This window comes from Autumnicola patrickiae (assembly GCF_031846525.1).
Classification (GTDB): Bacteria; Bacteroidota; Bacteroidia; order Flavobacteriales; family Flavobacteriaceae; genus Autumnicola; species Autumnicola patrickiae.
The window spans coordinates 1-4,545 of sequence record NZ_JAVRHM010000043.1 but is presented as its reverse complement, the minus strand read 5'-3'; the positions used below and the strand labels follow the sequence as shown (position 1 = coordinate 4,545).

Sequence of the window (4,545 nt, the reverse complement as noted above, 5' to 3'; positions counted from 1 at the left end):
TATTGAACGAGACCTTCTTAATTTGATTCTGAATTAATATTTAGGCTCTGGTGCTTTACCGCCGGAGCAGAGTTTTTTTGATGTTGCAAACGTGCAGCTTCAAAAGAGTATTAATTCAGAATTAAAACCAAATGCTTAATAAAACTATAAAGTTCTTTTTAGAGAACAAATTGGTGACCGCTTTACTTACGGTTGCCTTAATGGCCTGGGGAGTAGCTACAGCACCGTTTAACTGGGACTTAGACTGGATGCCAAGGGATCCCGTGCCAGTGGATGCCATACCAGACATTGGTGAAAACCAACAAATCGTCTATACCGAATGGATGGGGAAATCTCCTCAGGACATCGAGGACCAAATAACCTATCCCCTTACTACTTCACTCTTGGGAGTGCCAGGCGTAAAAACTATTCGAAGTAGTTCCCTTTTTGGTCTTTCAAGCATCTATATAATTTTTGAAGAGGATGTGGAATTTTACTGGAGCCGCTCGAGAATTCTTGAGAAGTTAAATTCTCTGCCCGCCGGAACACTCCCAGCAGACGTCCAGCCCGCCCTGGGTCCTGATGCTACAGCATTGGGACAGGTGTTTTGGTACACTCTGGAGGGAAGAGACCCAAAAACCGGTGAGCCAACCGGGGGGTGGGATCCTCAGGAGCTTCGTACTATTCAGGATTTTTATGTCAAGTACTCTTTATCTGCTGCCGAAGGTGTATCTGAAGTAGCTTCAATAGGAGGATTTGTCAAGGAGTATCAGGTGGAAATTGATCCTACCGCGATGAAAAGCTACGGCGTAAATGTCAAACAAATAATGGAGGCTGTGCGTGAAAGTAACCTGGATGTAGGAGCACGCACCATTGAGTTTAACCGGGCAGAATATCTGGTTCGTGGATTGGGCTATATAGAAAGCCTGGAGGATCTCGAAGAAGCTGTTGTTGCTGTCAATGAGAATACTCCTATTCGCCTCAAAGATGTGGCCAGGATACAGATGGGGCCAGCTACCAGGCGCGGCGGGCTGGACAAAGGGGGCGCGGAGGCAACAGGAGCGGTGGTTGTCGCAAGATATGGCTCGAACCCTCTCGCAGTTATTGATAATGTAAAAAAGGAAATAGAGAATATTGCTCCCGGATTGCCAAGTAAGACGCTGGCAGACGGAACTGTCTCCAAAGTTACAATCGTGCCTTTTTACGATCGCTCCGGATTAATTTATGAGACTTTAGGAACTCTGGAGGAAGCACTTATCCTGGAGATCTTGATTAGCATTATAGTGGTCATAGTACTCGTTCTAAATTTAAGGGCAGCTATTATGATTTCAGGTCTACTTCCTATTGGGGTACTCATGACATTTATAGTCATGCAGTATGCAGGAGTAGATGCCAATATCGTGGCCCTTTCCGGGATTGCCATTGCTATTGGAGTCATGCTTGACGTTGGAGTGATCTTCACAGAGAACATACTGCGACATCTTGAATTACCTGATAATAAAGGTCGTCCTATATTGCCCGTCATCTACGAAGGAACGGTTGAAATTGCCTCAGCCGTGTTAACTGCACTGGCAACAACGGTCATTAGTTTTATTCCCGTTTTTGCTATGACAGGACAGGAAGGAAAGTTATTTGGACCACTTGCCTTCACAAAAACCTTTGCCCTTATTGCTGCGATGTTTGTGGGACTCGTTGTGATCCCCGCCTTGGCGCATGGACTCTTTTCCATGAACTTTGGGAAAAAGAGAACCCGGAGAATTTGGAATTTTGCCCTTATTGCTTTAGGAGTTTTACTGTTGTTTAAGGTAGCCTGGGTAGGAATCATGTTTATAGCTCTGGGACTGAACAATCTTCTCGAGCCGCGATGGCCCGAGAAAAAGCGAAAATACCCAACCTATATCAACATTGGAATTGTACTAGTTGGGGTCCTGTATTTCTTAAACAGAGAGTGGTTGCCACTTGGTGCAGATCAATCTGAATTTACAAATTTAATTTTTGTAGGAGGGATTATATTGATAGTGCTGGGATTATTAATGGCGATGGTAAAATATTACCAACCCATCCTAAGATGGGCTTTGGAAAATAAATGGAAATTTCTATCGCTGCCAATTATGATAATTCTCTTTGGGCTTTTTTCCTGGCAGGGTTTTGATAAGATATTCAGTCCTGTTGCTACAGGTTTCGATAAACTTGGATATAACGTAAGGCAAACTGAGGTTTGGCTGGGAATAAGTGAGACCTTCCCGGGTGCGGGGGAAGAATTTATGCCCCCATTAGAAGAAGGATCTTTCTTATTGATGCCCACAACTATGCCTCACTCCGGTGTAGAGGAAAATGTTGAAACCATTCGGATTCTTGACAGGAGAGTAACTGCAATTCCCGAGGTCGATATGACGGTGGGAAAATGGGGTCGGGCTTCGACAGCATTGGATCCTGCGCCAATTTCAATGTTCGAGAATGTTATAAATTATAAATCTGAATATGTACTGGATCAGAATGGACGTCGTAAACGATTTGAAGTGAACGATGAGGATCAATACGTTTTAAAGAACGGGGAAGTTTTTGATCCTGAAACCATGGAAAGAGAGGATTTGGATGTTTCTCAATTGATAGGTGATCCCGGGGGTGAATACTTCCGACAATGGCGTGACCATATTAAATCACCTGACGATATTTGGGATGAGATAGTAGGAACCACCAGCTTGCCGGGAGTGACTTCTGCACCTAAACTGCAACCAATTGCAACTCGGTTAATCATGCTATCTACCGGAATGAGGGCCCCCATGGGGATGAAAATTTTTGGACCAGATCTCGAGACTATTGAAGAAGTTGGGTTACAAATGGAGAATATTCTTCGGGAGGTACCTGGAGTAAAAGCCCCATCTGTTTTTGCCGACAGAGTTGTGGGAAAACCATACATGGAGCTGGAAATCGACAGGCGCGCCATTGCACGATACGGACTTTCAATAGGTGATGTTCAGCGAATCATAAGTGCTGCTGTTGGTGGGATGTCAATGACTACCACAGTGGAAGGTCGTGAAAGATATGGCGTTAGACTTAGGTATGCAAGGGAATTCAGGGATAACCCAGAAGACGTTAGAGAAATACTCGTGCCTACTCCCACGGGAGTACAAATCCCCTTGGGAGATTTAGTAGAAGTACAATATGTACAGGGCCCTCAGGTCATAAAGAGTGAGGATACCTTCCTGCTCTCTTATGTGATTTTTGATAAAGAGGCTGATGTTGCAGAGGTAGATGTAGTAGAAAATGCACAAGCTCTGATCAATGAGAAAATTGAATCAGGAGAATTTGTAGTACCTCCCGGAGTGAGCTACAAGTTTGCAGGGAACTACGAAAATCAATTAAGGGCTGCAAAAACTTTGTCTATTGTTATTCCTATCAGCTTGTTAGCTATTTTTCTGCTGCTTTACTTCCAGTTTGGCAATTTTCAGACCACATTAATGGCCTTTTCAGGTGTCTTCGTGGCATTGTCGGGAGGGTTTATCCTGCTCTGGTTGTATAACCAGACGTGGTTCCTGGATTTCAATCTTCTTGGAGAAAATATGCGGGAGGTTTTTCAAATAGGGCCTATAAACTTAAGTGTTGCTGTCTGGGTAGGTTTTATTGCCCTTTTTGGGGTGGCAACAGACGACGGTGTACTTATGGGAACCTATCTAAAGCAGGTTTTTGCTGAAGAAAAGACGACGGACAAAAATTCCATTCGAAGAGCTGTTGTAATGGCAGGGAGCAAAAGGGTAAGACCCGCTGTAATGACCACTGCAACTACTCTCATCGCTTTAATGCCAATTTTAACATCCACAGGGAAGGGGTCTGATATTATGATCCCTATGGCCATCCCGACATTTGGAGGAATGTTGTTCCAGACAATAACTATGTTCGTAGTTCCCGTCCTATATAGTATGTGGCAAGAGAAGAAATGGTCAAATCCTAAATTACAGGAGCAACAAATAAATGAATTAGACAAGTAATGAAAAAAAATATCATAAATATAGGCGCTTTAATCATGTTTTTTCTCGCTTTGTGGACGACTAACTCCCACGCCCAGAAAGAAGAAATAAGAATCGGGTATTTAGATAAATACCTGGTACTGGCTGCTGAAAACAATCCGCAGATAAGATCCCTTTACAAGGAATATCTCGCTGCGCTTGAAAAAGTAGTCCAGGAAGGAACATTACCAGATCCACAGATAAGTTTTGGCTATTTCATCCAACCAGTAGAAACCCGTGTTGGAGCTCAACAGGCTACAGCTTCCTTTAGCCAAATGTTCCCCTGGTTTGGGACCCTTGATGCCCAGGAGCGGGTCGCGGCTGAAAGAGCGCAGGCACGGCTACAGCTTTTTGAAGATGCGAAACTGGAACTTTTTAGGGATGTGAAAATTACCTATACAGAGTTGTATTACCTTGAAATGGCGATACAAGTAACAGAAGAGAACCTGGCGCTGCTTAGTTCCTTTAAGAGCATCGCTGAGGTGCAGTTCGAAAGCGGGAAAACGGGTTTTTCTTCTGTTCTACAAGTTGAACTGGAAGAGGAAGAGTTGGAAAGCAG

Annotated in this window: 2 protein-coding genes; both read left to right on the top strand. The window is 43.9% G+C overall.

Translation table 11 applies throughout. From position 1 onward, the window contains the following. The first annotated feature begins 131 nt into the window (after nt 1–131). Nucleotides 132–3,968: an efflux RND transporter permease subunit gene (locus tag RM549_RS19125; RefSeq protein ID WP_189602864.1), complete on the top strand. Its 3,837-nt coding sequence runs from the start codon at nt 132–134 to the stop codon at nt 3,966–3,968. After that, the coding region (locus RM549_RS19120; protein WP_311687680.1) for a TolC family protein at nt 3,968–4,545 on the top strand (578 nt) is incomplete at its 3' end. The genes RM549_RS19125 and RM549_RS19120, both read left to right, overlap by 1 nt.